27 protein-coding genes and 1 tRNA gene are annotated in these 26,227 nt (G+C 67.8%); 22 read left to right on the top strand and 6 right to left on the bottom strand.

Going from position 1 to position 26,227, the window contains the following annotated elements; genetic code table 11:
- The first annotated feature begins 236 nt into the window (after window positions 1-236).
- From AC1D1T_RS15665 to tatC, 9 genes are read left to right on the top strand one after another with little or no spacing between them, the layout of a single operon-like run.
- Window positions 237-1,115, top strand: a complete 879-nt coding sequence (locus AC1D1T_RS15665) for an ATP-binding protein (protein WP_477992114.1) — start codon at window positions 237-239, stop codon at window positions 1,113-1,115.
- On the top strand, window positions 1,112-1,561 hold the full coding sequence (locus tag AC1D1T_RS15660; RefSeq protein ID WP_465111187.1) for an NUDIX domain-containing protein: 450 nt from the start codon (window positions 1,112-1,114) through the stop codon (window positions 1,559-1,561). Before AC1D1T_RS15665 ends, AC1D1T_RS15660 begins: the two co-directional genes overlap by 4 nt.
- On the top strand, window positions 1,558-1,947 hold the full coding sequence (hisI, locus tag AC1D1T_RS15655) for a phosphoribosyl-AMP cyclohydrolase (protein WP_465111188.1): 390 nt from the start codon (window positions 1,558-1,560) through the stop codon (window positions 1,945-1,947). Before AC1D1T_RS15660 ends, hisI begins: the two co-directional genes overlap by 4 nt.
- Window positions 1,944-2,324, top strand: coding sequence for a phosphoribosyl-ATP diphosphatase (locus AC1D1T_RS15650; RefSeq protein ID WP_477826508.1), 381 nt, complete (start codon window positions 1,944-1,946; stop codon window positions 2,322-2,324). Before hisI ends, AC1D1T_RS15650 begins: the two co-directional genes overlap by 4 nt.
- Window positions 2,321-2,710: a DUF4870 family protein gene (locus AC1D1T_RS15645; RefSeq protein ID WP_465111189.1), complete on the top strand. Its 390-nt coding sequence runs from the start codon at window positions 2,321-2,323 to the stop codon at window positions 2,708-2,710. The genes AC1D1T_RS15650 and AC1D1T_RS15645 overlap by 4 nt, the downstream gene beginning before the upstream one ends.
- Window positions 2,707-3,057, top strand: coding sequence for a histidine triad nucleotide-binding protein (locus AC1D1T_RS15640; RefSeq protein ID WP_047500834.1), 351 nt, complete (start codon window positions 2,707-2,709; stop codon window positions 3,055-3,057). The genes AC1D1T_RS15645 and AC1D1T_RS15640 overlap by 4 nt, the downstream gene beginning before the upstream one ends.
- 45 nt (window positions 3,058-3,102) lie before the next feature.
- Window positions 3,103-3,336, top strand: a complete 234-nt coding sequence (gene tatA / locus AC1D1T_RS15635) for a Sec-independent protein translocase subunit TatA (protein WP_047500836.1) — start codon at window positions 3,103-3,105, stop codon at window positions 3,334-3,336.
- 43 nt (window positions 3,337-3,379) lie between these two features.
- Window positions 3,380-3,868 (top strand): Sec-independent protein translocase protein TatB, encoded by a 489-nt coding sequence (gene tatB, locus AC1D1T_RS15630; RefSeq protein WP_047500837.1) that lies wholly within the window; start codon window positions 3,380-3,382, stop codon window positions 3,866-3,868.
- A 17-nt stretch (window positions 3,869-3,885) separates the two neighbouring features.
- On the top strand, window positions 3,886-4,671 hold the full coding sequence (gene tatC, locus AC1D1T_RS15625; RefSeq protein WP_477992113.1) for a twin-arginine translocase subunit TatC: 786 nt from the start codon (window positions 3,886-3,888) through the stop codon (window positions 4,669-4,671).
- A gap of 27 nt (window positions 4,672-4,698) precedes the next feature.
- On the opposite strand, the gene AC1D1T_RS15620 is transcribed toward tatC, so the two are convergent.
- Window positions 4,699-5,877 carry a trypsin-like peptidase domain-containing protein gene (locus AC1D1T_RS15620; protein WP_477992112.1) on the bottom strand — a complete coding sequence of 393 codons (1,179 nt, stop codon included), beginning with the start codon at window positions 5,875-5,877 and terminating at the stop codon, window positions 4,699-4,701.
- A 17-nt stretch (window positions 5,878-5,894) separates the two neighbouring features.
- Here AC1D1T_RS15620 and AC1D1T_RS15615 point away from each other — a divergent pair, with 17 nt between their 5' ends.
- Window positions 5,895-6,647: a Nif3-like dinuclear metal center hexameric protein gene (locus AC1D1T_RS15615; RefSeq protein ID WP_477992111.1), complete on the top strand. Its 753-nt coding sequence runs from the start codon at window positions 5,895-5,897 to the stop codon at window positions 6,645-6,647.
- Here the strand turns inward: AC1D1T_RS15615 and AC1D1T_RS15610 are convergent, their stop codons facing one another.
- Both AC1D1T_RS15610 and AC1D1T_RS15605 read right to left on the bottom strand, forming a co-directional pair.
- Entirely contained in the window at window positions 6,648-9,581 is a 2,934-nt protein-coding gene (locus AC1D1T_RS15610; protein WP_477992110.1) for a GH92 family glycosyl hydrolase, read from the bottom strand.
- A 208-nt stretch (window positions 9,582-9,789) separates the two neighbouring features.
- Window positions 9,790-10,179 (bottom strand): BLUF domain-containing protein, encoded by a 390-nt coding sequence (locus AC1D1T_RS15605; protein WP_477829050.1) that lies wholly within the window; start codon window positions 10,177-10,179, stop codon window positions 9,790-9,792.
- Between the two features lie 70 nt (window positions 10,180-10,249).
- Here AC1D1T_RS15605 and AC1D1T_RS15600 point away from each other — a divergent pair, with 70 nt between their 5' ends.
- Entirely contained in the window at window positions 10,250-11,017 is a 768-nt protein-coding gene (locus AC1D1T_RS15600) for a Crp/Fnr family transcriptional regulator (RefSeq protein WP_052211270.1), read from the top strand.
- Between the two features lie 26 nt (window positions 11,018-11,043).
- Window positions 11,044-12,042, top strand: a complete 999-nt coding sequence (pdxA, locus tag AC1D1T_RS15595) for a 4-hydroxythreonine-4-phosphate dehydrogenase PdxA (RefSeq protein ID WP_477992109.1) — start codon at window positions 11,044-11,046, stop codon at window positions 12,040-12,042.
- Between the two features lie 52 nt (window positions 12,043-12,094).
- Here pdxA and AC1D1T_RS15590 read toward each other — a convergent pair whose 3' ends face one another.
- The gene (locus AC1D1T_RS15590; protein ID WP_477992108.1) at window positions 12,095-14,758 is read right to left on the bottom strand and encodes a DUF1631 family protein; all 2,664 of its coding nucleotides are present in this window, start codon (window positions 14,756-14,758) and stop codon (window positions 12,095-12,097) included.
- A gap of 160 nt (window positions 14,759-14,918) precedes the next feature.
- Window positions 14,919-15,344 carry a large conductance mechanosensitive channel protein MscL gene (gene mscL, locus AC1D1T_RS15585; RefSeq protein ID WP_047500853.1) on the bottom strand — a complete coding sequence of 142 codons (426 nt, stop codon included), beginning with the start codon at window positions 15,342-15,344 and terminating at the stop codon, window positions 14,919-14,921.
- Between the two features lie 189 nt (window positions 15,345-15,533).
- Here mscL and petA point away from each other — a divergent pair, with 189 nt between their 5' ends.
- The 6 genes from petA to AC1D1T_RS15555 all read left to right on the top strand — a co-directional run bounded on the left by petA (window position 15,534) and on the right by AC1D1T_RS15555 (window position 19,790).
- Entirely contained in the window at window positions 15,534-16,181 is a 648-nt protein-coding gene (gene petA / locus AC1D1T_RS15580) for a ubiquinol-cytochrome c reductase iron-sulfur subunit (RefSeq protein WP_477992107.1), read from the top strand.
- Between the two features lie 27 nt (window positions 16,182-16,208).
- A complete protein-coding gene (locus AC1D1T_RS15575; protein WP_477992106.1) occupies window positions 16,209-17,609 on the top strand; it encodes a cytochrome b in 1,401 nt (466 codons plus the stop codon).
- Window positions 17,610-17,641: 32 nt separating this feature from the next.
- On the top strand, window positions 17,642-18,415 hold the full coding sequence (locus AC1D1T_RS15570) for a cytochrome c1 (protein WP_477828067.1): 774 nt from the start codon (window positions 17,642-17,644) through the stop codon (window positions 18,413-18,415).
- 116 nt (window positions 18,416-18,531) lie between these two features.
- On the top strand, window positions 18,532-19,143 hold the full coding sequence (locus AC1D1T_RS15565; RefSeq protein ID WP_047500858.1) for a glutathione S-transferase N-terminal domain-containing protein: 612 nt from the start codon (window positions 18,532-18,534) through the stop codon (window positions 19,141-19,143).
- Window positions 19,144-19,157: 14 nt separating this feature from the next.
- On the top strand, window positions 19,158-19,700 hold the full coding sequence (locus AC1D1T_RS15560) for a ClpXP protease specificity-enhancing factor (RefSeq protein ID WP_047500860.1): 543 nt from the start codon (window positions 19,158-19,160) through the stop codon (window positions 19,698-19,700).
- 14 nt (window positions 19,701-19,714) lie between these two features.
- Window positions 19,715-19,790 (top strand) — tRNA-Thr (locus AC1D1T_RS15555).
- Window positions 19,791-19,819: 29 nt separating this feature from the next.
- Here the strand turns inward: AC1D1T_RS15555 and AC1D1T_RS15550 are convergent.
- Window positions 19,820-20,137, bottom strand: coding sequence for a DciA family protein (locus tag AC1D1T_RS15550; protein WP_156154650.1), 318 nt, complete (start codon window positions 20,135-20,137; stop codon window positions 19,820-19,822).
- A gap of 16 nt (window positions 20,138-20,153) precedes the next feature.
- On the opposite strand from AC1D1T_RS15550, the gene AC1D1T_RS15545 reads away from it, so the two are divergent.
- From AC1D1T_RS15545 to argJ, 4 genes are all read left to right on the top strand, one after another.
- Window positions 20,154-21,104 (top strand): M23 family metallopeptidase, encoded by a 951-nt coding sequence (locus AC1D1T_RS15545; protein WP_477992105.1) that lies wholly within the window; start codon window positions 20,154-20,156, stop codon window positions 21,102-21,104.
- A 204-nt stretch (window positions 21,105-21,308) separates the two neighbouring features.
- Entirely contained in the window at window positions 21,309-24,062 is a 2,754-nt protein-coding gene (gene secA, locus AC1D1T_RS15540; RefSeq protein ID WP_477992104.1) for a preprotein translocase subunit SecA, read from the top strand.
- A 63-nt stretch (window positions 24,063-24,125) separates the two neighbouring features.
- Window positions 24,126-24,728, top strand: coding sequence for a GNAT family N-acetyltransferase (locus AC1D1T_RS15535; RefSeq protein WP_477827153.1), 603 nt, complete (start codon window positions 24,126-24,128; stop codon window positions 24,726-24,728).
- Window positions 24,729-24,737: 9 nt separating this feature from the next.
- Entirely contained in the window at window positions 24,738-25,967 is a 1,230-nt protein-coding gene (gene argJ / locus AC1D1T_RS15530) for a bifunctional glutamate N-acetyltransferase/amino-acid acetyltransferase ArgJ (protein WP_047500867.1), read from the top strand.
- Window positions 25,968-26,227 lie beyond the last annotated feature (260 nt).

Below are 26,227 nucleotides of genomic sequence, written 5' to 3'. Positions count from 1 at the left end.
TCGTAGATATACTCATCGGCACTGTTTGACCACAACGAACGAAGTGAGTGGAGGGAGTTTGCCGATGCATCCCCAAAGCCGAGCTTCTTCGTGGAGTCGGCCCGCCAGGGCCGACCGCCGAGGCTGAGCCCCCAGCCCATCCCCTCACCCGCCGCGCCGCCACGCGACGCGACGAGACCCAATACACTGACGGCCCCATTCCAGCCCAGGTGCCGGCAACAGCCCGGCGGTCTTGCATGTCTCTTGCTCCCGACACGTTGCTGCAGTTGGTCCAACGCGCCGAGGCGCTGCTCACACGGCTGGAGGCGGTGCTGCCGCAGCCGCTGGTTGCGCCCGATTGGTCCGCGTCGATCGCGTTTCGGTATCGCCGGCGGGGTGCCTCGGGCCAGCTGCTGCCGGTGCGTCATGTGGCGCATGTGCGGCTCAGCGAGCTGGTCGAGGTCGAGCCGCAGAAGGAGCGCCTGCTGCGCAACACCGCGCAGTTCGTGGCCGGCCACGCCGCCAACAACGTGCTGCTGACCGGCGCACGCGGCACCGGCAAGAGCTCGCTGATCAAGGCCTGCCTGAACGAGTTTTCCGATCGCGGCCTGCGCCTGATCGAAGTCGACAAGGCCGATCTCGTCGACCTGCCCGACCTCGTCGACCTGGTCGCCGACCGGCCTGAACGCTTCGTCGTGTTCTGCGACGACCTCAGCTTCGACGAAGGCGAGCCCGGCTACAAGGCGCTCAAATCCATCCTCGACGGCTCGATTTCGCAGGCCTCCGACAACGTGCTGATCTACGCGACCAGCAACCGCCGCCACCTGCTGCCCGAGTACATGAAGGAGAACCTCACCTACCAGCACACCGAGGATGGCGAGGTCCACCCCGGCGAAGTGATCGAGGAAAAGATCTCGCTCAGCGAACGCTTCGGGCTGTGGGTCAGCTTCTACCCGTTCAGCCAGGACGAATACCTCGCGATCGTCGCGCAATGGCTGCGCGGCTTCGGCGTCGGCGAGGACGAGATCGCCGCCGCCCGCCAGCCCTCGCTGGTGTGGGCGCTGGAGCGCGGGTCGCGCTCCGGGCGTGTCGCGTTCCAGTTCGCAAAAGACTACGCCGGGCGGCACGCGTCATGAGTACCGCTGCCGAGCGCACGCCGGTCGAAGTCGCCGTGGGCGTGCTGATCGATGCCGACGGCCGCTTCCTGCTGACCAGCCGGCCCGACGGCAAGGTCTACGCCGGCTACTGGGAGTTCCCCGGCGGCAAGCTGGAGGCCGGCGAGACCGTCGAGCAGGCACTGCGCCGCGAACTGCACGAGGAGATCGGCATCACGATCGGGCCGGTGCAGCCGTGGAAGGTCGAGATCGTCGACTACCCGCATGCACGGGTGCGCCTCCACTTCTGCAAGGTCTTCGCGTGGACCGGCGAGTTCGAGATGCGCGAGGCCCAGCAGATGGCCTGGCAGAGCCTGCCGGTGCAGGTGCAGCCGGTGCTGCCGGGCACCGTGCCGGTGCTGGCATGGTTCGCCGAGGAGCGCGGGTTCTCGGGCCCGACTTATGCGACGGATACACTCGCCCGATGAGCTGGCTCGACGAGATCAAGTGGGATGCGCAAGGCCTGCTGCCGGTGATCGCGCAGGAGGTCGGCAGCAACGACGTGCTGATGTTCGCGTTCATGAACCGCGAAGCCCTGGCCCGCACCGCCGAGCTCGGCGAGGCGGTCTATTACAGCCGCTCGCGCCAGCGCCTGTGGCACAAGGGCGAGGAAAGCGGCCATGTGCAGCAGGTGCACGAGATGCGCCTCGATTGCGACAACGACGTGCTGCTGCTGAAGGTGACCCAGCGCGGCCATGAACCTGGAATAGCCTGCCACACCGGCCGCCACAGCTGCTTCTTCCAGCTTTACAAGGACGGCGCCTGGCACACCGTCGAGCCGGTCTTGAAAGACCCCGGGACGATCTACAAATGACGGATGTGAAAACCGCGGTGAAAGACACTCGCAACGGCAACGACACGCTGGCCCGGCTGGCGGCGGTGATCGAGTCGCGCCGCCAGGGCGACCCGGACAAGAGCTACGTCGCCCGGCTGTTCCACAAGGGCACCGACGCGATCCTGAAGAAGATCGGCGAAGAGGCCACCGAGACGGTGATGGCCGCCAAGGACGGCGACCGCCAGAAGATCGTCTACGAGGTCGCCGACCTGTGGTTCCATTCGATGCTCGCGCTGAGTGCGTTCGGCCTGACACCGGCCGACGTGCTGGCCGAGCTGGAGCGGCGCGAGGGCCTGTCGGGCCTCGAGGAATTCGCCGCACGCAAGTTGCAAACCCGAGAGGCGGACGGAACATGAACGATGTCGTGACCAAGCTTTCCGACAGCGAGCAGTCGCTGAAGAACATCGGCCACATCAGCTACGCACTGCATGCGATCGTCGCGGTCGCCGCCGTGGTGCCCGGCGCGCAGGTCACGCCGGTGCTGCTGATCGTCGCCTTCATCCTCGACCTCGTGAAAAAGGACGATGCCGCCGGCACCTGGCAGGAATCGCACTTCCGCTGGCGCATCCGCTCGGTGATCTGGGCCGCCGTGCTGTACATCGTGACGGTGCCGCTGTGGTTCCTGCTCTTCCTCCCAGGCTGGATCGCGTGGGTCATCATCTCGATCTGGTTCCTCTACCGCGTCGTGCGCGGCTGGGTGAACCTGAACTCCAACACGCCGATGCCGGTGCCCGCGCCATGAGCCATGATCCGAACTGCATCTTCTGCAAGATCGCGGCCGGCCAGATTCCGAGCCGCAAGGTCTACGAAGACGACGAACTGATCGCCTTCCACGACATCGCGCCGTGGGCACCGATCCACTTCCTGATCGTGCCCAAGGAGCATCTGGCATCGCTGTACGACACCGTGCCGGACAAGCACCAGGCCCTGCTCGGCAAGATGCTGGCGCTGGCCCCCGGGCTCGCCCGCGAGCAGGGTGCCACCAATGGTTTCCGCACCGTGGTCAACACCGGCGCCGATGGCGGGCAGGAAGTGCCACATTTGCACATGCATGTCATCGGCGGACCAAGGCCCTGGGCCAAGGGTTGACCCCCTCACCGCCTAGAATCCGCTATTTCCCGCAGGAGAAGAATCATGGGTTCATTCAGCATCTGGCACTGGCTCATCGTGCTGGTGATCGTGGTCCTGGTGTTCGGCACCAAGAAGCTCAAGAACATCGGCAGCGACCTCGGTGGCGCCGTGAAGGGCTTCAAGGACGGCATGAAGGACGGCTCGGCCAACGCCGAGGCCGTGCCGCCGTCGCAACAGGTCGGCCAGAAGGCCGCCGATCCGAACACCGTCGACGTCGAAGCGAAGACCAAATCGTGAGCATCCGAGGCCGGCCCGGGCTGGCCCGTCGGATGACGGCCGCATGATCGATTTCGGTTTCGACAAGATCGCGCTGATCGGCGCCGTGGCGCTGATCGTCATCGGCCCGGAGCGGCTGCCCAAGGTCGCCCGCACCGTCGGCCACCTGCTCGGCAAGGCCCAGCGCTATGTGGCCGACGTGAAGGCCGAGGTGAACCGCTCGATCGAGCTCGAAGAGCTCAAGAAGATGAAGGGCGAGTTCGAGGACGCGGCCCGCAACGTCGAGCAGACGGTGTCGAACGAGATCCACCAGACGCGCGCCGACATGGCCAGCGCCTGGGATGCGCCCGGCGATCCGGCCTTGGGCGCCGACAGCGGCCAGCACAGCGGCTGGGAACCCCCACCGCCGCAGTACAAGCACCCGAAGAAGAACTGGCGCCTGAAACGCGGTGCCACGCCGCAGTGGTACAAGCAGCGCAACGGCGTGCGCAGCAAGGCGCAATCCGGCGCGGCGCGTGTCGCGCGCTTCCGCCCGCCGCGCTCGTCGGTCTGAGAACCTGAACCCCTCCCATGAAGTTGAACAGCGACGGCCGCGATGAGCTGGAAGGCACCGAGCAGCCCTTCGTCACGCACCTGATCGAACTGCKCGACCGGCTGATCCGCGCGGTGATCGCGATCGGCGTGTGCTTCGGCATCCTCGCGATCTACCCCGGCCCGGCTGCCCTCTACGACCTGCTCGCGCACCCGCTGGTGGCGGCGCTGCCGGCCGGCGGCAAGCTGATCGCCACCAACGTGATTTCGCCCTTCCTCGTGCCGCTGAAGATCACGCTGATGTCGGCCTTCCTGCTGGCSCTGCCGGTGGTGCTGTACCAGGTGTGGGCCTTCGTCGCGCCGGGGCTGTACACGCACGAGAAGAAGCTGGTGCTGCCGCTGGTGATCTCGAGCACGCTGCTGTTCTTCATCGGTGTCGCGTTCTGCTACTTCTTCGTGTTCGGCAAGGTGTTCGCGTTCATCCAGAGCTTCGCGCCGAAGAGCATCGCGGCCACGCCGGACATCCAGGAGTACCTGAGCTTCGTGCTGACGATGTTCGTCGCGTTCGGCGCCGCCTTCGAGGTGCCGATCGTCGTGGTGGTGCTGGCCCGCATGGGCATCGTCACGCTCGAGAAGCTGAAGGCGTTCCGCGCCTACTTCATCGTGCTGGCCTTCATCGTCGCCGCCGTCGTGACGCCGCCCGACATCGTCTCGCAGCTCGCGCTCGCGATCCCGATGTGCATCCTGTACGAGGTCGGCATCTGGGCTTCGGTGATTTTCATCAAGCACACGCAGGCGCCGGAAGACACCACGCAGAAGGTCTGACCTCGCGAGGTCAGGCCGCCGCGGGGATCACTCCTCGCGCGGCGCCGCCTTGCCGCGCGGCCGCTGCGCCACCAGCACGCTGATCTGCAGCGCCTTGTCGCCGCGTTGCACGCCGATCAGCGCCTTCTCCTTCGGCTTCAACCCCGCCACGGCGGCCAGCAGCTGCACCGTGTTGCCCACCGGCGTCTCGGCCACCTTCACGACCACGTCGCCCGGGCGCAGGCCGCCGCTCGCGGCCGGCCCGTTCTGCAGCACGCCGGTGATCAGCACGCCTTCCTTGATCGGCAGGTTGAAGGTCTCGGCGATCTCCGGCGTCAGGTCGCGCGGCTCGACGCCGATCCAGCCGCGCGTGACCTGGCCGTCGCGGATCAGGCCTTCCATCACCTGGCGCGCGGTGGTCTCGGGGATCGCGAAGCCGATGCCCAGGCTGCCGCCGCTGCGCGAGTAGATCGCGGTGTTGATGCCCAGCAGGTTGCCGTTGGTGTCGACGAGCGCGCCACCCGAATTGCCGGGGTTGATCGCCGCATCGGTCTGGATGAAGTTCTCGAAGGTGTTGATGCCCAGCTGGTTGCGGCCGAGCGCGCTGACGATGCCCGAGGTGACCGTCTGGCCGACGCCGAATGGGTTGCCGATCGCCAGCACCACGTCGCCCACCTGCAGCGTCTCGGCGCTGCCGAACGCGATCACCGGCAGCTTGTCGAGCGTGATCTTCAGCACCGCGACATCGGTGTCGGGATCGCTGCCGACCACCTTGGCCTTCGCGCGGCGCGCATCGACCAGCTGCACCTCGATGTCGTCGGCCCCTTCGACCACATGGTTGTTGGTCAGCAGGTAGCCCTCGGGCGAGACGATCACGCCGGAGCCGAGGCCCACCTGCGGCTGCTCGCGCTGCTGCGCGCCCTGTTCACCGAAGAAGAACTTGAACCACGGATCCTCGGCGTGCGGGCTGCGCGCCGGCGCCTTGCTGGCGGTGATGCTGACGACCGCGGGCGAGGCGCGCTTCGCGGCGCCGCTGTAGCTCGGCGCACTGCCGCCGGGCGGCAGCGACACCTGCTGGATCGACGGCGCCTGGCTGATCGACACGATGCTCGGCAGGCCGTTGCCCGGCTGGCGGCGCACCCAGTCCGGCTTCAGCGTCGCGACCACGAACAGCACGGCCACGGCCACCGTCACGGCCTGGGAGAAAATCAGCCACGTCTTGCGCATCAACAGGGTCCTGTGTCATGGCCGCACGCTCCGAAATCGAGTCCTACCTGAACACGCTGCTGGACGTGGGCCGCTTCCGCGATTATGGGCCGAACGGTCTGCAGGTCGAGGGCAAACCCGAAGTGCGCAAGCTGGTGTCGGGGGTCACCGCGAGCCGGGCCTTCATCGAGGCCGCGGTCGAGCGCGGCGCCGACGCGCTGCTGGTGCACCACGGCCTGTTCTGGAAAGGCCATGACGGCCGCATCACCGGCTGGCTGAAAAGCCGCATCGAGCGGCTGCTGGCGGCCCAGGTGAACCTGCTGGCCTACCACCTGCCGCTGGATGCGCACCCGCAGTTCGGCAACAACGCGCAGCTCGGCGTGCGGCTGAACTTCATGGCCGACGGCCGCTTCGGCGACCAGGAGCTGGGCTGGATCGGCGGCCCGGCGCAGCCGCTGACGGTGCCGGCGCTGACGGCGCTGCTGACGCTGCGGCTGAACCGGGCGCCGGTCGTGGTCGACCCGGGGGCGGGGCGACCGATCCGGCGCGTCGCGTGGTGCACCGGCGGCGCGCAGGGGTATTTCGAAGCGGCGATCGCCGCCGGTGCCGACGCCTACGTCACCGGCGAAATCTCCGAGCCGCAGGCGCACCTCGCACGCGAGACCGGCGTGGCCTACTTCGGCTGCGGGCACCACGCCAGCGAGCGCTATGGTGCGCCTGCGCTGGCCGCGCACGTGGCCGAGAAATTCGGCCTCGAGCACGAGTTCATCGAGATCGACAACCCCGCCTGATCAGGGCGCGACGCGGATGTCGTCGACGAATCCGCGGAACGTGCCGGTCGCATCGGGCCGGTCATAGGCCACCAGGATGCGCGCGATCGTGCGTTCCGCCGCCCATTGGCCGATGTTCGAGCGCACCTCGTTCCAGGTGTTGCCGGCCAGCCGGCCGCCGCGGCCCTGGAACTCCGGATGCACCCGCACGCCGTTCTGGTCGGTCGCGCCCGAATCGCGCAGGCTGCTGCCGTCGGTGAAGATCAGGTCGACCGCGACGAAGGCGCTGTTCGGCGCCGAGTTCTGCGGGTAGATCCAGTACGACAGCGTGGTGCCCGCGCTCACCGGGATGCGCACGTCGAACACCTTGTTGTACGAGAACGAGCGTGTCGCGTCGGCGTCGTTGCCCGAGTACATCAGCGCCGTCGTGCCGCTGTGCGCGATGTTCTCGCGCCGCGTCGAGGTCTCCATGTGGTTCAGCCCGCAGCAGAAGCCGCCGACGTTGGCCTGGAAGTCGACGGTGTCGTTCCAGTCCGGTTGCGCGATGCCGGCCTCGAAGTCCGAGAAGAAGCCGCTCGCGTTCGTCGTCGTGCGCGGCGCGTCGAACGAGGGCGGTGCATCGGCCGCGGCGCTGCCCCAGGCGGTGTTGGCGGCGGCACCGAGCACGAAGTCGAGCGTGGTGTCGGCGCCGAGCTGCGAGAGCGGCAGCCAGGTGCGCGTCGATGGGGTGCCGTTCAGCTTCAGGCTCTGCACGTAGGTGCCGTTGGCGCCGGCATTCGATGCGTTGATCGTCAGCGTGCGGCCGTTGCCCATGCGCACCGCGGTGCTCGGGAACAGCGGGCTGCCGACCACGAAGCCGCCCAGCCCCGGGATCTCCGGATACAGCCCGAGCGCGCCCCACACGTACCAGGCCGAGGTGGCGCCCAGGTCGTCGTTGCCGGTCAGGCCGTCCGGCCCGGTCTTGTACAGGTCGGTCAGGATGCGCCGCACCACCGCCTGCGACTTGTACGGCGCGCCGGCGAAGGTGTAGGCCCACGGCGTGCCGTGCTCCGGCTCGTTGCCCATGAAGGCGTACGGGCTGTTCGGCCCCGAGTCGAGCTGCGTGAAGTGCTCGTCGAGCCGCGTGATCGCCGCCGCGTTGCCGCCCATGCGGTCGAACAGGCCGCGGTAGTTCTGCGGCACCATCCAGGTGTACTGCGCCGAGTCGCCTTCGACGAAGCCGGCGCCGTCGGTGCGCGTGAAGGCGCTCTTGAAGCTRCCGCCCGCGGTGCGCGGATGGATGTAGCCGCTGAAGTTGGAATACAGCGGCTTCCACATCTGCGCCTGCGTCAGGTACTTGTCGCGCTTGACCGTGTCGCCGAGCGATGCGGCGAACTGCGCGATCGCCGAATCGGCCAGCGCGTACTCCTCGGCCGATGCCGCCGCGCCCCACAGGTTGGGTGTCTCGATCGGGATGTAGCCGTGGCCCAGGTAGTCCGCCAGCCCCGGCCGCGTCTCGCAGTTGCGCGAGCGCGTGCCGGGCTGCGTCGCGCCCTGCTCCATGTAGCGCAGCGCGGCGGCGGTGTCGAAGCTGCGGCCGCCGAAGGCGTACAGGTTGGCGACGATCACCGCGCCGGCATCGCCCACCATCACGCAGGTGTCGTCGTTCGCGGTGGGCCACTTCGGGTAGCCGCCGCCGCCTTTCTCGGCATCGACCACCATCGACTGCGCCATGTCGCTCGCCTCCTTCGGCGCGAGCCAGCCGATCAGCTGCACCTGCGAGCGGTAGATGTCCCAGCCGGAGAAGGTCGCGTACTTGTCCCAGCCGGTCGCGGTGTAGGTCTTGTTGTCGAAGCCGATGTACTGGCCGTTCACGTCGCTGAACAGGTTGGGGTGCAGCAGCGAGTGGTACAGCGCGCTGTAGAACTTGGTGCGGTCGTCGCTCGTGCCGCCGGTCACCTGCACCTTGTTCAGCGTCGCGTTCCAGGTCGCCTGCGCGGCGCTCTTCAGCGCGTCGAAATCCCAGGCCGGGTTCTCGGTCTGCATGTTCAGCTTCGCGTTCGCGGTGCTGACGTACGAGACGCCGATGCGCAGCTTCACCTGCCCGCCGCCGGCGAACTTGACCCAGCCGCCGTTGTTCTGCGCGCGCGCCGCGGTGCGCGAGCCGGGGGTCACGGTGTCGCCCTGGTAGGTGCCGAAGCTGGCGAACGGCTTGTCGAACTGGCCGTGGAAGTAGACGAAGTAGCCGCCGCCGCCGCACACGCCGCCGGTCTCGACGAAGCCCTGGACCGAGTCGGTGCCGACGATCTCCAGCTGCGCGCTGCGCGCGCCGACGCCGTTGCGGCCGATGTTCAGGATCATCGTCGCGTCGTTGGTGGCCGGCCAGGTGAAGCGGCCGGCACCGGTGCGCTTCGTGACCGTGAGCTCGGCGTTGACGCCGTTGTTCAGCCCGACGCGGTACGAGCCCGGCACGGCCTGCTCGTTGGCGTGCGAGAAGCCGACCTGGTAGGTCTCGATGTGGGTGCCGGGCGAGCTGGCGATGTTGCCGACGATCGGCAGCATCGAGATGTCCTGCTGGATCGAACAGCCGGTGCCGCTGGAGTGGATCAGGCTGATGCCCTGGATCACGCCCTTGTCGTAGTTGTAGCCGCCGAAGCCGTAGAACTCGCCGTAGCCGGTGTCGGGGCTGTACTGCACCATGCCGAACGGCAGCGTCGCGCCGGGGAAGGTGTTGCCGACCGCGCCGCCGGTGCCCTGGTTGTCGGGGTTCGGGTTGCCGATCTTGGTGCCGACGAACGGGTTGACCAGCGGGAGCAGGTCGATGTCGGCCGCCTGCGCGGCTTCGGTCGGAGCGCGTGACGCCGTCGCCGGCGCGTCCTCATGCCCGCCACCGCCGCAGCCGGCCGCCAGCAACGCGGCGAGCCATCCCAGCCGCAGGGCGAAGCCTCGCCGCGGCGTTGAACGATCTTGTCTCAATCTTGTCTCCTCGGTCATCCGTGCGACGGACGATGCACAGCGGAGCTTGGCGTGCGGTCATGTCCGCACGAAACTGCCACACGTCTACTTCTTGCTCTGGAGGCACCCTGGCTGTGCAGCGTAGGGGCAGGCCTGCGCCGCCTCGAGGGGAGATTCCCGCGCAGGAGTCAGCGCAGCGAGCGAAACAAGCCCGGTTCGTCCACGGGGTTCAGGACACCAGGTCCCAGCCCGGCACGCGCTGCATGAAGGCCTGCAGGGCCAGGGCCGGGGCGAGCTCGTCGTCGTCCTCGAAGACGTCGAGGTCGTCGGGCTCGCAGTAGCCGGTGCGCCAGCGCGGCTGCAGGCGCGCGTCGCCGTCCTCGTTCTCGAACAGCACGCGGTAGCCGGTGTGGCGCGGATCGGCCTGGATGCGTTGCGCCAGCGAGACGACATGCGCGCGCTGGCCCTCGATCAGCTGGCAGAAGCGCGCGCCATCGAACACCAGCACGCCGGTGATGCCGAGCTGCTGGTTGCGTTCGCGGGACACGTGCAGAATCTGGGCAACCACCGAGAAGTCCCGACCGGACGCAAGATGGCTGAGATAGAGGAGGCGGTACACGGACAACGGGGCTGGAGAGTTCACGGGAAGGCCGAAACCTCCAATCTATCGGCCGCGGAGGGCCGCACACATGTCAAAAGACACAGCATCGCCACAGCCGGCGGTGCGCGTTCCGTGCAGCGATTGCCCGCTGCGCGCGCTGCCGCTGTTCGTGCCGGCTTCGCCCGATGAGCTGGCGCTGATCCAGTCGCTGAAGCACCGCGAGCTGCGGCGCGACAGCGGGGCCAGCATCATCGACGAGGGGGCGACCGACGCGCCGCTGTTCACGCTGTTCTCCGGCTGGGCCTTCCGCTACAAGACGCTGAGCGACGGTCGCCGGCAGATCCTGAACTTCCTGCTGCCCGGCGACTTCATCGGCGTGCAGCAGAAGATGACCGATGCCGCGGTGCACGGCGTCGAGGCGCTCGGCGAGGCCTGGCTGTGCGTGTTCGAGCGCGATGCGCTGTGGTCGCTGCACCAGCACACGCCGCGGCTCGGCTTCGCGGTCACCTGGCTGGCCGCGCACGAAGAGGCGCTGGTCGACGACAACCTGCTGTCGGTGGGCCGGCGCAGCGCGGCCGAGCGGGTGGCGACGCTGCTGGTGCACCTGTTCCGGCGCGCCGCCGCGCTGCTGCCCGATGCGGGCGCCAACGGCGTGCCGTTCCCGCTGACGCAGCAGCACGTCGCCGACGCGCTCGGGCTGTCGCTGGTGCACACCAACAAGACCTTGCGCAAGCTGGAGCAGCGCGGGCTGCACCGCATCGAGAATGGGCAGCTGTTCCTGACCGACGTGCAGGCGCTGGAGCGCATCGCCGACCTGTACGGCGATGGCAAGCTGCCGCCCCGTCCCTTGATCTGAATCGCCGATCCGAAAGACCGCATCGAATGACGACCCGCTCCCCCATCGCGATCACGCAGGGCGACGCCTGCGGCATCGGCCCGGAAATCATCGCGAAGCTGTTCCGCGGCCCGCAGTCGACCGGCTGCTTCGTGATCGGCGATGTCGCGGTGCAGCGCCGCGCCGTCGCCTGGACCGGCGGGGGGCTGGCCGTGGCCGCGATCGAGCATGCCGCCGATGCGCTCGCCGCGCCGCCAGGCTGCATCCCGGTGCTCGCACCGCCTGGCCTGCCGGCCGACCTGGCCGCTGCACCGGTCGGGCAGGTGGACGCGCGGGCCGGTGCGGCGGCAGCGCGCTGCATCGAGCACGCGGTGCGGCTGGCGCGCGGCGCGGAGATCGCGGCCATCGTGACTGCGCCGATCCACAAGGAGGCGCTGTCGGCCGCCGGCGTCGCGTTCCCGGGGCACACCGAGATGCTGCAGGCGCTGTCGGTGGGTGCCGGTGAACCGCCGCCGCCGGTGCGCATGATGCTGGCCAACGAAGAGCTGCGCACCGTGCTCGTGACGATCCACATGTCGCTGCGCCGCGCGATCGACGCGGTGACCTTCGACGCGGTGCTGCAGACGCTGCGCATCTCGCGGCAGGCGGCCGCGCGCTGGGGCATGCCGGCGCCGCGCATCGCGGTGGCGGGGCTGAACCCGCATGCCGGGGAGGGCGGGCTGTTCGGCGACGAGGAGATCCGCATCATCCGCCCGGCCATCGAGGCCGCGCGTGCCGAGGGCATCGACGCGAGCGGCCCGTACGCGCCCGACACGGTGTTCATGCGCGCGCGCCGCGGCGAGTTCGACCTGGTCGTCGCGATGACGCACGACCACGGCCTGATCCCGGTGAAGTACCTCGGCGTGGAGCAGGGCGTCAACGTGACGCTGGGCCTGCCGTTCGTGCGCACCAGCCCCGATCACGGCACCGCGTTCGACATCGCCGGCACCGGCCGGGCCGATGCGGCTAGCCTGCTGGCCGCGCTGCAGATGGCGCGTCGCCTGTAGCCCGGATGCCAATCCGGGAATGCGGCGGCCCCGGATTGGCATCCGGGCTACGTCAATGGCGTGTTGTTGGCTGCGATGACGACGCCGACAGCGCCGCCAGCTGCTTGCGCGCCCGCGCGGTGGCGCGCTCCATCAGGTAGGCCTGCTCGAACGCCTTGAAGCGCCCGGTCTCGCACATGCGCGCGAGCATCCGCGAGGTCAGCGACACCGTCTCGTGGTGGCGCTTGCCGCGCGTGAACACGAAGAACGCACGCCCCGGGCTCACGTAGCTCAGCCGCACCTTCTGCCACTGGTCGTTCAGGTGCATCTGGTACGCGAAGCCGAGCTTCACATGGTCCATCAGCTGCGCGCCGTGCGACGGCTCGGCCGGCTCGTTCGGCGACAGGTCGAGGTCGATGTCGACGCCGCCCACGTGCAGCGGCCCCGGCATCGTGTCGCCGCCCGCGCCGGGCTCGGTGTCAGGTCCGGTGTCGGAGGTCAGGTCGATGTCGACGGTGCCCGACCAGTCGACCGCGCTCTCCTGCACGAGGCCGATGCGCTTGGCTTCGTCGGGCGAGAAGTGCGGCTCGATCGGCGCGGCGCCCATGCTGGACATCGGCACGTCGCGCAGCAGCCCGTCGGGTTCCGGCAGCGGCGTGTTGAACACGCCCTCGAGCTGCTTGGACATCAGGTTGTATTCGAGCTCCGACAGCGGCTGGCCCTTCAGCGAATCGGCATGCGCCGGCAGCAGCTTGCTGAAGAACTCCTTCTGCGCCGCATCCGGCCAGCCGATCAGCGCCATGCCTTCGTTCAGGTCCTTCATCAGCGGCGGCAGCTGCATCAGGAACTTCTTGCGCATGGCCGGCGAGCCCTTGGGCTGCACGCTCATCACCAGGTCGCGGCCGGCGCGCTTCAGGCGCTGCACCAGCTCGGAACTGGCGCCGTGCGACTTCGTGCCCTGGGCGAGCGCCTGGCTCCACACCTGCGACAGGAAGTTGCGCAGGTAGTCGGGCAGCGACAGCGGGTTCAGCGCGGCCTGCAGCTGCAGCATGTAGCGCTGCTGCACGCGCAGGTCGGATTCCTTCGCGTCGACCAGCGACACCGCCGACGCGTTCGCCTGCACCTCGTCCTTGGCCTGCTGCGCGATGAAGGTCTCGAGCGCACCGAGCTTGGAGGCGTACAGGTCGATCTGGTCGAAGTCGCCCTGCACGATCTCCTGCACGAGGTCGCGCACCCGGGTCATGAACTGCTTGCCGGCCCCCTCGTCGAGGTCGTCGAACGCGACGGCGAGCGACGCGATGCGGTTCACGAAGCGGCGCACCGGATGCTTGCGCGACGAGAAGAAGGTCGGGTCGGCCAGCGCGACGCGCAACACCGGCAGCTGCAGGCGGGCGATCTGGCGCGCCATCTGCGGCGGTACGCGTGGGTCGGACAGGATCTGGTCGAACAGGCTGCCGACCACGTCGATCACCATGTGGTCGAGCGAGCCGGTCGAGGCCTGGCGCAGCTCGTCGCGGTGCTGGCGGATCACGTTGACGGCCATCAGGCCCGACAGCCCCTCGTTCAGCCCGCCGCTGCCGGTGGCGGCGCCGCTCAGGCTGGCCAGTGCGCTGGCCCGGCCGAGGCCCGGCGAGCCGGTGTGCAGGCCACTGCCGGTCGGCCCGCCGAGGTCGCCCGGGCGGGTCGCGAGGAAGGTCAGCCGGCGGATCAGCGACATCAGCTCCGCATCGGCCTGCGCGCTGACGCCCGGGCGCGGCGTGAAGCGGCCGGCACCGGCATTCGGGTTGCCGAGGCTCGTGCTGCCACGGCCGGCGGCATCGCGGCCGAGCGTGGTGGTGCCGGGGCGGCCCATCGTGCCGACGCCCGCATTGCCACCACCACCGCCGCCCGCCCCGCCCGGCCCGCCGAAGCCGCCGCGGGATGAACCTCCGGGCATGCCCTGGCCGCGACCGGGCAGGCCGCCCTGGCCGCTGTCGAAGTCGCCGGTCATCGTGGTCGGCGCATACAGGTTGCCGCTGCCGGACGAGCCGGTGTCGCGCAGCGTCGCGTAGCCGGAGTTGACGCGGTCGCGCGCCAGTTCGTTGCCGGGGCCTTCGACGCCGCGCACCGACAGGCTGACCGGCTGCACGCCGCGGGCGCGGAAATCCTTCAGGATGTCGCCGTAGCAGGTGGGCATCGCGCGCGACAGCGCGAGGCTCATCTCGCGCGCCAGCACCTTGCGCGTCTCGCGCTCGTTCGACACCGACTCGATGGCGCGGAACACCGAGGCGCCCATCACCTCGCCGCGCAGCGGGTTGCGTTCCTGGTCGGCCCGCCCGATGCCCAGCAGCGCGCCGGTGTAGGCGGCCATGTCGCGCAGTTCCCATTCGCAGGCATGCGTGATGGCCTGGCTGATGCGGTCGGACGACATCTGCTCTTCCATCTCGGCGTCGCCGACGATGCTGAGCGACATCCAGTCGGTTTCGGCGAGGCTGCGGCCGCTCTCGCGGTTCGGGCTCAGCTCGCGCGTCACGCGCTTGCTCAGCGTGTCGCCGAACACCAGCACGAAGGTGCTCATGTGGCGGCGCAGGTCGAGCTGGGCGGTGATCAGGATGTCGCGCTCGTAGATGCGCATCGCCGCCGATGCCAGCGTGCCCAGGTGCGTCGACACGCGATCAGCCACGGCCGCAGTGGTCGTCTTCAGGTGGCTGATGGCGGCGTCGAACGCTGCTTGCGAACGTGGATCGATCGAATTCATCTACGGACAGGGCCGATGGGCGGACCGGGGCGAAACCGCCCGGACGGATGGTCTGGACGGAGATACCTGCAGTATGAGCCCAAACGGAATGGGCACGCGCCGCGTTGCGACGTGGCGACGTTGGCCGGCGGGAGCATTTCACGCCCCGCGGCGCGAACGTTCACTTCTTCAGCGAATCCCGGATCTCGCGCAGCAGCTGCACGTCTTCGGGCACCGCGGCCGGTGCGGCCGGCGCCTCTTGCTTGAGGCGGTTGATCTGCTTGACCATCACGAAGATGATGAAGGCGAGGATCATGAAATTGAGCGCCACGGTGATGAAATTGCCGTACGCGAACAGCGGGACGCCGGCTTTTGTCAGCGCCTCGTAAGTCATCGGGCCCTTGAAATCGACCGGGGGATTGGCGAGCATCAGGAAGTAGTTCGAAAAATCGAGCCCGCCGACCAGGCGGCCGATCACCGGCATGATCAGGTCCTTGACGATCGAATCGACGATCTTGCCGAAGGCCGCGCCGATGATGACGCCGACCGCCAGGTCGACGACATTCCCCTTCATCGCGAACGCCTTGAATTCGGTGGCGAATCCCATGTGCTGCTCCTCTTCTTCTGGATGCTGCGCGGCAGTATTGCCGAGCAATGCCAGAAGTCAAGCCGAAAGCCTCGTCAATGAGGGTCCGCCCGCAGTGGCGCGCGCCCCTCAGCGCCGGGAGCGGGGGTTGACACGTCCGCTAGAATTCTCGGTTGCCCGTGACCAGAAGTCTCCAGCCAAGGACCCCCAATGAGTGACAGCAACGAGCAAGGTGGCAAGCAACAAGGCAGTTCGATCAGCACCGCACCGCAGGTCGATCAAGGCCGTCGGACCTGGGTGGCTGTCGCCTGTGGTGCCGGGGCCGTCGGGGGCGTCGCAGCCGCCGTGCCCTTCGTCAGCACCTTCCAGCCCTCCGAGCGCGCACGTGCCGCCGGGGCCGCGGTCGAGGTGGACATCAGCGACCTGAAGCCGGGCGAGAAGAAGACGGTGGAGTGGCGCGGCAAGCCGGTGTGGATCGTCAAGCGCACCCCCGAGCAGCTCGCCACGCTGCCGAAGAACGATGCGCAGCTGGCCGACCCCAATTCGCAGCGCAAGCCCGACGAGCTGACGCCCGAATACGCGCGCAACGAGAACCGCTCGCGCAAGCCCGACATCCTGGTGGTGGTGGGCATCTGCTCGCACCTGGGCTGCTCGCCGAGCGACAAGTTCCAGGCCGGTGCCCAGCCTTCGCTGCCCGACGACTGGACCGGCGGCTTCCTGTGCCCCTGCCACGGCTCGACCTTCGACATGGCCGGCCGCGTCTACAAGAACAAGCCCGCACCCGACAACCTCGAAGTGCCGCCGCACATGTACTTGTCCGACGCCAGGCTGTTGATCGGCGAAGACAAGAAGGCCTGAGCCCCGAGCACTCCGGAGAACAACGACATGGCTGAATTCAAGCAAGCGCCCGCCAATGCCTCCGTGGGCGTCAAGCTCATGACCTGGGTCGACAACCGCTTCCCTGCCACGAAGATGTGGAACGAGCAGTGGGGGCAGTACTACGCGCCGAAGAACTTCAATTTCTGGTACTTCTTCGGCTCGCTCGCGATGCTGGTGCTGGTGATCCAGATCGTGACCGGCATCTTCCTCGTGATGCACTACAAGCCCGACGCGACGCTCGCCTTCGCCTCGGTCGAGTACATCATGCGCGACGTGCCCTGGGGCTGGTTGATCCGCTACATGCACTCCACGGGCGCCTCGGCGTTCTTCATCGTCGTCTACCTGCACATGTTCCGCGGGCTGATGTACGGCAGCTATCGCAAGCCGCGCGAGCTGGTGTGGATCTTCGGCTGCGCGATCTTCCTGTGCCTGATGGCCGAGGCCTTCATGGGCTACCTGCTGCCGTGGGGCCAGATGTCGTACTGGGGCGCGCAGGTCATCGTGAACCTGTTCGCCGCGGTGCCGTTCGTCGGCCCCGACCTGGCGCTGCTGATCCGCGGCGACTACGTCGTCAGCGACGCGACGCTGAACCGCTTCTTCAGCTTCCACGTGATCGCGGTGCCGCTGGTGCTGCTCGGCCTGGTGGCGGCGCACCTGATCGCGCTGCACGAGGTGGGCTCCAACAATCCCGACGGCATCGAGATCAAGGCCAMGCGCGGCCCGGACGGCCACCCGCTGGACSGCATCCCCTCGCACCCGTACTACTCGGTGCACGACATCTTCGGCGTCGCCGGCTTCCTGCTGATCTTCAGCGCGGTGGTGTTCTTCGCGCCCGAGTTCGGCGGCTACTTCCTCGAGTACAACAACTTCATCCCGGCCGATCCGCTGAAGACGCCGGCGCACATCGCCCCGGTCTGGTACTTCACGCCGTTCTATTCGATGCTGCGCGCGACCACCACGCTGATGGTGCAGGTGCTGTCCGGCATCATCGCCGTGGCCACCGTCGCGGCCCTGCTGAAGGGCAAGTTCGGCGGCGCCGCCAAGCTGGCGATGGCGATCGTGGCGGTCATCGCGGTCGCGCTGCTGAACGTGTTCGATGCCAAGTTCTGGGGCGTGGTGGTGATGGGTGGTGCCGTCATCATCCTGTTCTTCCTGCCCTGGCTGGACCACAGCCCGGTCAAGTCGATCCGCTACCGCCCCGACTGGCACAAGTACGTGTACGGCGTGTTCGTCGTGTTCTTCCTGATCCTGGGCTACCTGGGTGTGCAGCCGCCGTCGGAAATCGGCAACTACGTGTCGCAGGTCGGCACGCTGCTGTACTTCGGCTTCTTCCTGCTGATGCCGTGGTGGAGCCAGCTGGGCACCTTCAAGCCCGTGCCGGACCGCGTGACCTTCCACGCCCACTGATCCACACCACCGAGAGCCCCGGAGAGAACACCATGAAGAAACTCCTTCTCACGCTGCTGGCGAGCCTGGCCCTGGTGGGCGGTGCGGCGCAGGCTTCGGAGGGCGGCGCGGCCTGGGACAAGTTCCCCTCGGCCAAGACGTCCGACCTCGCGGCGCTGCAGAACGGCGCCAAGCTGTTCGTCAACTACTGCCTGAACTGCCACTCGGCGGCCTTCATGCGCTACAACCGCATGCGCGACATCGGGCTGACCGAGGCGCAGATCAAGGACAACCTGCTGTTCGCGACCGACAAGGTCGGCGACACGATGAAGGCCTCGCTCGACGCGAAGCAGGCCAAGGACTGGTTCGGCGCGCTGCCGCCCGACCTGTCGGTGATCGCCCGTTCGCGCGCCGACATCGGCAAGGGCTCGGGCGCCGACTACCTGTACACCTACCTGCGCACCTACTACCGCGACGACACCAAGGCGACCGGCTGGAACAACCTGGCCTTTCCGAGCGTGGCGATGCCGCATGCGCTGTGGGAGCTGCAGGGCCAGCGCGTCGCGAAGTTCGTCGAAGAGAAAGACCCGCACGACGAGGCGAAGTCGGTGCACCGCTTCGCCGGCTTCGAGCAGGTGACGCCCGGCAAGCTGAGCGCCAATGACTATGACGAGGCGGTGGCCGACCTTGTCGCCTATCTTCAGTGGATGGGAGAGCCGGCCCAGGGTCAGCGCGTTCGCGTCGGCGTCTGGGTGCTGCTGTTTCTCTCCGTGTTCGTCGTCATTGCCTGGCGCCTGAACGCGGTTTACTGGAAAGACGTGAAATAACGATGTGATTTCGCGCCCTGGGCCGCACGACGGCCCGGGTCGATGACGCAGCGGGCTGCCCGAAGGCATGCCTGCTGCGTTTGTGTTTTGACCTCTGCCTCCAAGGAGCCACCACCATGATGGTGCTTTACTCCGGAACGACCTGCCCTTACTCGCATCGTTGCCGCTTCGTCCTGTTCGAAAAAGGCATGGACTTCGAGATCCGCGACGTCGATCTCTTCGCCAAGCCCGAAGACATCGCGCTGATGAATCCGTACAACGAGGTGCCCATCCTCGTCGAGCGCGATCTCATCCTGTACGAGTCGCACATCATCAACGAGTACATCGACGAGCGCTTCCCGCACCCGCAGCTGATGCCGGGCGATCCGGTGGCGCGCGCGCGAGTGCGGCTGTTCCTGCTGAACTTCGAGAAGGAGCTGTTCGCGCACGTCAACGTGCTCGAGTCGCGCGGCCTGAAGCCGAACGACAAGCAGCTCGAGAAGGCGCGCGCGCAGATCCGCGACCGCCTGACCCAGCTCGCGCCGATCTTCCTGAAGAACAAGTACATGCTGGGCGACGACTTCTCGATGCTCGACGTGGCCATCGCACCGCTGCTGTGGCGCCTGGACTACTACGGCATCGACATGTCGAAGAACGCGGTGCCGCTGCTGAAGTACGCCGAGCGCATCTTCTCGCGCCCGGCCTACATCGAGGCGCTGACGCCGTCCGAGAAGGTGATGCGCAAGTAAGGCGCGGATCCAGCATGGCCTCCACTCCGACGGCACCGGGCAACGCCGGCTCCTCGACCCGGCCGTACCTGATCCGTGCGCTGCACGACTGGTGCACCGACAACGGCTTCACGCCGTACCTGGCGGTGTTCGTCGGCCGCGGCGTGCAGGTGCCGGCCGAGTACGTGAAGAACAACGAGATCGTGCTCAACGTCAGCTTCGAGGCCACGACGGCCCTGCAGCTCGGCAACGAGATGATCGAGTTCAAGGCACGTTTCGGCGGCATTGCGCGCGAGATCGCGGTGCCGGTGGACCACGTCATCGCGATCTATGCGCGCGAGAACGGGCAGGGCATGGCGTTCCCGATGCCCAGCGAATCGGCGGCCGAGACGGCCGGCGAGTCGGATGACGGCGCGCCGGCCGATCGCCCCGCGGGTGGCGGCCTGCGATTGGCCACCACCGAAGGCCATGCCGAGCCGGCCGTTGCCACGCCGGCCCGCGAGTCGGATGAAGACAAGCCGCCCGAACCTCCTGCTGGCGGTGGCGGGCCGCGTCCGGCGCTCAAGCGCATCAAATAGAATCCCCGCCTCAAGCCCTTGTAGCTCAGCTGGTAGAGCAGCGGTTTTGTAAACCGAAGGTCGCGGGTTCGATTCCTGCCGGGGGCACCATCCATCAACCACCTGACACACGTCAGGCCTCAGGTTGATTGAACCTTCACCCGTATTGCAGTAACCTGCCAGCCCCGGGCGTGGAGTGTCTGCTCCATCCGGGGCAGCAGCTGGCGCAGCTTGGAGGCGACCGCAGAGTTGGCCGCAAGCAGAGACCAGCCCTCATCGTCGACCGGCCCGGGCTTCACATGCAGGGCCAGTGTGGGCGGCAGACAGTTTCGTACCGCATCGAAGCGTGCATTCGACTCCTGCAGCAGCCGCTGCAAGTGAGCCAGAGGCGCACTTCGGCTCAGGGCCTCTTCGATGCGCAAGGCGTTGGGGGTGACCGGGGATGTCTTCGGTTTCACCGGAAGGAGTTTAGCGATGCAGATCCTGATCACGCACGGCACCCTGGCCCGAACGCGGGTGTTGCGCTTCAACCGCTTCCAGGCCTTCGGGGCGCTGGTCGGGTTGGCGCTGGTGCTGATGCTGCTGTCGGGCACCATCTACCACGTGGTGTTCCTGAAGGCGGCGCGCGAAGGCTGGCCGGTGGTCAGCCAGATCGTCCGGCTGGTCGTGCGCGATGAATTCGCCCAGCGCGACCGCTTCGTGCGCGAGAACCTCGATGCGATGGCGCAGAAGGTCGGCGAGATGCAGGCCAAGCTGATCAAGCTCGAGGCGATGGGCGAGCGGGTCTCGGGCCTGGCCGGTATGAAACCGGAAGAGTTGAAACAGATCGTGCCGGCCGCGGTGTCCGGCGGACAGGGCGGGCCGTTCGTGYCGGCCCGCACGCCGTCGTTCGACCAGCTGAACGGCATGGTGTCGTCGCTGGACGAGGCGGCCGAGCAGAGCACCGACCTGTTCACGATGGTCGAGTCGCGCCTCTTCGAGCAGCGCATGCAGCAGCTGATGGTGCCCAACAGCCGGCCGATCGACGTGCAGGTCGGCTCGGGCTTCGGCTTCCGCACCGATCCCTTCACCGGGCGTGCGGCCTTGCACACCGGGCTCGATTTCCCGACCGACGTGGGTACGCCCATCATGGCCGCGGCCGGGGGCGTGGTGCGCTCCACCGACGTGCACCCGGCCTACGGCAACCTGCTCGAGATCGACCACGGCAACGGCCTGGTGACCCGCTATGCGCACACCTCGCGCATCGCGGTCAAGACCGGCGACCTGGTGCGGCGTGGCCAGGTCGTGGCCTACGTCGGCACCACCGGCCGCTCGACCGGCCCGCACCTGCACTTCGAGGTGCTGGTCGAGGGCGTGCCGCAGGATCCGGCGAAATTCCTGGCCGGCGGGGCCCAGGCCGCCGCCAAGGGCGCCACTCGGCGCTGAATCCGGCAACGGCCCGGCCACGCTGCCGGCGGCCGCTTGCCGTAAAATCCGCCGCTTTCGCTGATCGTGCGCCGGGCTTGCAGGTTTGTAGGCTTGCAAACGCGGACCGCACCCTCAGCTCACCCCAGCATCCAAGAAGTCGGCCCGTTCGCAAAACAACGCGGGAGGCCGCGGCTGCCTTCCCGTACCAACCCCTGACGCTGCATGTTGCCCAAGCTTCTCACCCAGATTTTCGGTAGCCGCAACGACCGCCTGCTCAAGCAGTACCGGGTCGTGGTGCAGCAGATCAACGCGCTGGAGCCGCAGTTCGAGCAGCTCAGCGACGAGGCGCTGAAGGCCAAGACGGTCGAGTTCAAGGAGCGCCACGCGAAGGGCGAGTCGCTCGATGCGCTGCTGCCCGAGGCCTTCGCGGTCGTGCGCGAAGGCGGCAAGCGGGTGCTGAAGATGCGCCACTTCGACGTGCAGCTGATCGGCGGCATGTCGCTGCACAACGGCAAGATCGCCGAAATGCGCACCGGCGAAGGCAAGACGCTGATGGCGACGCTGCCGGTCTACCTGAATGCGCTGGCCGGCAAGGGCGTGCACCTGGTGACGGTCAACGACTACCTGGCCCGCCGCGATGCCGAATGGATGGGCCGGCTGTACAACTTCCTGGGCCTGACGGTGGGCATCAACCTGCCGCAGATGCCGCGCGAGGAGAAGCAGGCCGCCTACGCCGCSGACRTCACCTACGGCACCAACAACGAGTWCGGCTTCGACTACCTGCGCGACAACATGGTCTACGAGACGGCCGACCGCGTGCAGCGCGGCCTGGCCTATGCGATCGTCGACGAGGTGGACTCGATCCTGATCGACGAGGCGCGCACGCCGCTGATCATCAGCGGCCAGGCCGAAGACCACACCGAGCTGTACGTGCGCATCAACGCCGTCGTGCCGCAGATGAAGAAGCAGATCGGCGAGCTCGACCTGCGCACCGGCGAAGGCGTGATCGAGCCGGGCGACTTCACCGTCGACGAGAAGACGCACCAGGTCTTCCTGACCGAAGACGGCCACGAGAACGCCGAGCGCATCCTGCGCGAGGCCGGCCTGCTGGTCGAGGGCGCGAGCCTGTACGACCCGCAGAACATCACGCTGATGCACCACGTGTACGCCGCGCTGCGCGCACGCCACCTGTACAACCGCGACCAGCACTACGTGGTTCAGGACGGCGAGGTGATCATCGTCGACGAATTCACCGGCCGGCTGATGACGGGCCGCCGCTGGTCCGACGGGCTGCACCAGGCGGTCGAGGCCAAGGAAGGCGTCGACATCCAGAGCGAGAACCAGACGCTCGCGTCGATCACCTTCCAGAACTACTTCCGCATGTACGGCAAGCTGGGCGGCATGACCGGCACGGCCGACACCGAGGCCTACGAGTTCCAGGAGATCTACAACCTGGAGACCGTGATCGTCCCGCCGAACCGGCCGACGGTGCGCAAGGACGAGCTCGACCTGGTCTACAAGACCAACAAGGAGAAGTTCAACGCCGTCATCGAGGACATCCGCGACTGCGTCAAGCGCGGCCAGCCGGTGCTGGTGGGCACGACCTCGATCGAGAACTCGGAGCTGATCTCCACGCTGCTGCAGAAGGCCCAGCTGCCGCACCAGGTGCTGAACGCCAAGCAGCACGCGAAGGAAGCCGAGATCGTCGCGCAGGCCGGGCGCCCGGGCGTGATCACGATCGCGACCAACATGGCCGGGCGCGGCACCGACATCGTGCTGGGCGGCAACGTCGAGAAGCAGATCCAGCTGATCGAGGCCGACGAGGGCATCGTCGAAGCCGACAAGCTCGCGCGCTCGGAGACGCTGAAGAGCGAATGGCAGGGCCTGCACGACCAGGTGAAGGCGGCCGGCGGCCTGCGCATCATCGCGACCGAGCGGCATGAATCGCGGCGCATCGACAACCAGCTGCGCGGCCGTTCGGGCCGCCAGGGCGACCCGGGTTCGTCSCGCTTCTACCTGTCGCTSGAAGACCMSCTGATGCGCATCTTCGCCGGCGACCGCGTGCGCGCGATCATGGACCGGCTGAAGATGCCGGAGGGCGAGGCGATCGAAGCCGGCATCGTCACGCGCAGCATCGAGAGCGCGCAGCGCAAGGTCGAGGCGCGCAACTTCGACGTGCGCAAGCAGCTGCTCGAGTACGACGACGTGTCGAACGACCAGCGCAAGGTGATCTACCAGCAGCGCAACGACATCCTCGAGGCGCCGCAGCTGGAAGCCCAGGTGTCGAGCCTGCGCGAGAGCACGCTGACCGACGTGGTGCGCACCTATGTGCCGGCCGAGAGCGTCGAGGAGCAGTGGGACCTGGACGCACTCGAGAAGACGCTGCGCGACGAATGGCAGCTCGAGGTGCCGGTGAAGGCGCACGTCGAGAAGAGCCAGGCGATCACCGACGACGAGATCGTCGAGATGGTGGTGAAGGCCGGCCACGAGGCCTTCGCGGCCAAGCTCGCGATCGTCGGTGCCGAGCAGTTCCTGCCGTTCGAGCGGATGATCCTGCTGCAGCAGATCGACCAGCACTGGCGCGAGCACCTGGCGGCGCTGGACTACCTGCGCCAGGGCATCCACCTGCGCGGCTATGCGCAGAAGAACCCGAAGCAGGAGTACAAGCGCGAGGCCTTCGAGCTGTTCAGCCAGCTGCTCGACGTCGTCAAGATGGACGTGACCCGCATCCTGATGACGGTGCGCGTGCAGACGCAGGAGCAGGTGGCGCAGGCGGCCGAGGCGATCGAGGAGCGTGCCGAGGCGATCAGCAACGTGACCTACACGCACCCGAACGAGGATGGCAGCGTGTCGCAGGACCCGGACGCCGCGGCACTCGCCCGGCTGGCGAGCGGCTTCCCGCCGGTCGGCCGCAACGATGCGTGCCCGTGCGGCAGCGGCAAGAAGTACAAGCAGTGCCACGGCAAACTCGCTTGACTTGACCTGACGCAGCAAACGACGGAGCCTTCGGGCTCCGTTCTTGTTTTGGGGATTCCGTCGATGGATGAAAGCACGCTGCAAGGCGCGCCGAAGGAGCTGTTCACGCCGCGGCTGCGGCTGGAGCATCCGCGCGAATCGCACGCGGCGGTCGTGATGGAGAGCGTGAATGTTTCGCTCGGCGAGCTGCGCTTCATCGCGTGGGGGCAGGCGCCCTTCACGGCAGAGCGAGCCGAGCGCTTCTGCCGGCGCAATGCCGAGCGGGTGGCGGCTGGCGAGTGCCTGATCTATTTCGCGTTCGACCGCGACACCGGCGCCTTCGTCGGCAACCTCGACCTGCACAGCTTCGATTTCGAGGTGCCGCGCTGCCAGATCGGCTACGTGGCCGATTCGCGGCAGGCCGGGCGCGGGCTGATGCACGAGGCCGGCGCGGCGCTGGTGCAACTGGCATTCGAGCTGGGCGTGATGCGCGTCGAGGCCTGGTGCGATGCCCGCAACCACCGCTCGATCCAGTTGGCCGAGCGGCTGGGCATGCAGCGTGAGGGCGTGTTGCGCGCGTACGAGCGCGACGAACAAGGCGGTTTCAGCGACCAGGTCGTGCTGGCGCGACTTCATGATGACATCGCCTCTTTCTACAATGCCCTCCCATCCTTGCTGCCCGACTGAGAGACCGCCATGCCCGTCAACCTGAGCGCCCCCGATCCGAAGACCCTGCACCCCGTTCCCGGCGTCAAGCTCGGCATCACGATGGCCGGCGTGCGCAAGGCCAACCGCCGCGACCTGAGCGTGATCACGCTGGCCGAGGGTTCGCAGGTGGCGGGGGTCTTCACGAGCAACCGTTTCTGTGCCGCGCCGGTGCAGCTGTGCCGCAAGCACCTGGCAAGCGGCACCGGCCCGCGCGCGATCGTGATCAACACCGGCAACGCGAATGCCGGCACCGGCGAAGACGGCCTGGTGCGCGCGTTCTCGACCTGCGTGGCGCTGGCGCGCCACCTCGAGCTGGCGCCGGAGCAGGTGCTGCCGTTCTCGACCGGCGTGATCATGGAGCCGCTGCCGGCCGACCGCATCGAGGCTGGCCTGCCGGCAGCGCTGGCCGACCTGAAGGAAGACAACTGGGGTGTCGCGGCCGAGGCCATCATGACGACCGACACGCTGCCGAAGGCGGCGTCGCGCCAGCTGCGCATCGGCGGCAAGACGGTCACGGTGACCGGCATCAGCAAGGGGGCGGGGATGATCCGCCCGAACATGGCGACGATGCTGAGCTTCGTGGCCACCGATGCGGTGATCGCGCCGGCGCTGATGCAGGGCCTGGTGAAGGAGGCGGCCGACCTGTCGTTCAACCGCATCACGATCGACGGCGACACATCGACCAACGATTCGTTCGTCGTCGTCGCGACCGGGCAGGCCGGGCATGCGCCGATCACGAGCGTGGACAGCGCGGAAGGTGCGGCCTTGCGCGAGGCGCTGGTCAGCGTGGCGCAGCAGCTCGCGCAGGCGATCGTGCGCGACGGCGAGGGTGCGACCAAGTTCATCACCGTGCAGGTGGAGGCAGGCGCCAGCGAGGCCGAGTGCCAGCAGGTGGCGTATGCGATCGCGCACTCGCCGCTGGTGAAGACGGCCTTCTTTGCGAGCGACCCGAACCTGGGTCGCATCCTGGCGGCGGTGGGTTATGCCGGCATCGCCGACCTCGACCAGACGAAGATCGACCTGTTCCTCGACGACGTGCATGTCGCGAAGCAGGGTGGGCGCAACCCGAGCTACCGGGAGGAAGACGGGCAGCGCGTGATGAAGCAGAGCGAGATCGACGTGCGGGTGGTGCTGAACCGCGGGCAGGCATCGGCGACGGTGTGGACCTGCGACCTGAGTTACGACTACGTCAAGATCAACGCGGATTACCGGAGCTGAGTCTTCTCCACGTTGCGTTTGCGCGGCAAAGGCGCGGATGGGGAGGCTGTGGCTCGCCGGCCGGTGCGGTCTTCGCCCCTGGCGGGGCAAAGACTTCCCTCCGCTGACTGGTTTCATGGCCCGTCGCCCAAACTCCCTCCGTTCGCTTCGCTCACTGTGGTCAAACAGTGTGCGACAGTCAGTTCACGAAGCGTGCTGGCGCACGCGGGCCATGAAACCAGCCAGCTCCGGCGCCCCGTCCTAATTGGCGCTCCACAGCC

This window comes from Rhizobacter sp. P2_H3, from assembly GCF_056403355.1.
Note: the sequence above shows the minus strand (reverse complement) of the source record. Positions and strands in the feature narration are given on the sequence as shown.

Coding starts and splice junctions, on each gene's coding strand:
- AC1D1T_RS15665 (WP_477992114.1), top strand. CDS start 237: ATGTCTCTTGCTCCCGACACGTTGCTGCAGTTGGTCCAACGCGCCGAG.
- AC1D1T_RS15660 (WP_465111187.1), top strand. CDS start 1,112: ATGAGTACCGCTGCCGAGCGCACGCCGGTCGAAGTCGCCGTGGGCGTG.
- hisI (WP_465111188.1), top strand. CDS start 1,558: ATGAGCTGGCTCGACGAGATCAAGTGGGATGCGCAAGGCCTGCTGCCG.
- AC1D1T_RS15650 (WP_477826508.1), top strand. CDS start 1,944: ATGACGGATGTGAAAACCGCGGTGAAAGACACTCGCAACGGCAACGAC.
- AC1D1T_RS15645 (WP_465111189.1), top strand. CDS start 2,321: ATGAACGATGTCGTGACCAAGCTTTCCGACAGCGAGCAGTCGCTGAAG.
- AC1D1T_RS15640 (WP_047500834.1), top strand. CDS start 2,707: ATGAGCCATGATCCGAACTGCATCTTCTGCAAGATCGCGGCCGGCCAG.
- tatA (WP_047500836.1), top strand. CDS start 3,103: ATGGGTTCATTCAGCATCTGGCACTGGCTCATCGTGCTGGTGATCGTG.
- tatB (WP_047500837.1), top strand. CDS start 3,380: ATGATCGATTTCGGTTTCGACAAGATCGCGCTGATCGGCGCCGTGGCG.
- AC1D1T_RS15620 (WP_477992112.1), bottom strand. CDS start 5,877: ATGCGCAAGACGTGGCTGATTTTCTCCCAGGCCGTGACGGTGGCCGTG.
- AC1D1T_RS15615 (WP_477992111.1), top strand. CDS start 5,895: ATGGCCGCACGCTCCGAAATCGAGTCCTACCTGAACACGCTGCTGGAC.
- AC1D1T_RS15600 (WP_052211270.1), top strand. CDS start 10,250: ATGTCAAAAGACACAGCATCGCCACAGCCGGCGGTGCGCGTTCCGTGC.
- pdxA (WP_477992109.1), top strand. CDS start 11,044: ATGACGACCCGCTCCCCCATCGCGATCACGCAGGGCGACGCCTGCGGC.
- AC1D1T_RS15590 (WP_477992108.1), bottom strand. CDS start 14,758: ATGAATTCGATCGATCCACGTTCGCAAGCAGCGTTCGACGCCGCCATC.
- mscL (WP_047500853.1), bottom strand. CDS start 15,344: ATGGGATTCGCCACCGAATTCAAGGCGTTCGCGATGAAGGGGAATGTC.
- petA (WP_477992107.1), top strand. CDS start 15,534: ATGAGTGACAGCAACGAGCAAGGTGGCAAGCAACAAGGCAGTTCGATC.
- AC1D1T_RS15570 (WP_477828067.1), top strand. CDS start 17,642: ATGAAGAAACTCCTTCTCACGCTGCTGGCGAGCCTGGCCCTGGTGGGC.
- AC1D1T_RS15565 (WP_047500858.1), top strand. CDS start 18,532: ATGATGGTGCTTTACTCCGGAACGACCTGCCCTTACTCGCATCGTTGC.
- AC1D1T_RS15560 (WP_047500860.1), top strand. CDS start 19,158: ATGGCCTCCACTCCGACGGCACCGGGCAACGCCGGCTCCTCGACCCGG.
- AC1D1T_RS15535 (WP_477827153.1), top strand. CDS start 24,126: ATGGATGAAAGCACGCTGCAAGGCGCGCCGAAGGAGCTGTTCACGCCG.
- argJ (WP_047500867.1), top strand. CDS start 24,738: ATGCCCGTCAACCTGAGCGCCCCCGATCCGAAGACCCTGCACCCCGTT.